The organism is Azoarcus sp. TTM-91, from assembly GCF_012911025.1.
Lineage (GTDB): Bacteria > Pseudomonadota > Gammaproteobacteria > Burkholderiales > Rhodocyclaceae > Azoarcus.
Genome location: NZ_WUEI01000316.1, coordinates 1 through 398, shown reverse-complemented (window position 1 = coordinate 398; position 398 = coordinate 1). Strand labels below are relative to the sequence as shown.

Annotated in this window: 1 protein-coding gene; it reads right to left on the bottom strand. The window is 61.8% G+C overall.

Annotation, left to right across the window (positions count from 1 at the left end; translation table 11 throughout):
- A partial coding sequence (locus GRF61_RS24410) for a hypothetical protein (RefSeq protein ID WP_211166206.1) occupies nt 1-398 on the bottom strand: 398 nt, incomplete at both ends.

Sequence of the window (398 nt, the reverse complement as noted above, 5' to 3'; positions counted from 1 at the left end):
GTTGTAGCCGAGCCCGGCCTTGGCGAAGGGCGATTTGCTGGTGAGCTTGACGGTGCTGTCGAGCGGGCCGACGTCGTCCTGCTCGATACGCCCCCAGTCGTAGCCGCCACCGACGATCACGTCGATGTAGTTGTTGGTGCTCAGCGCGGCACGCAGACCGAGGTCGAGGTCGGCGCGCGAGGACTTGTACTCCACGTCGTCCTTGTCACGGTACTGGCCTTCGATGCCGGCCTGGTAGATGAAGCCTTCCTGCCCAGTCAGCTTGTTGCCGAAGTTGAAGAACAGGCCGCCCTGGTTGAGGCGTTCCTTGTCGCTTTCATCATCCACGGTGAGCTTGTACTGGTTGTGCGAAGCGATGACACCGAGGGTGGAGATCGGGTCGGTGACCGAGTCTGCAT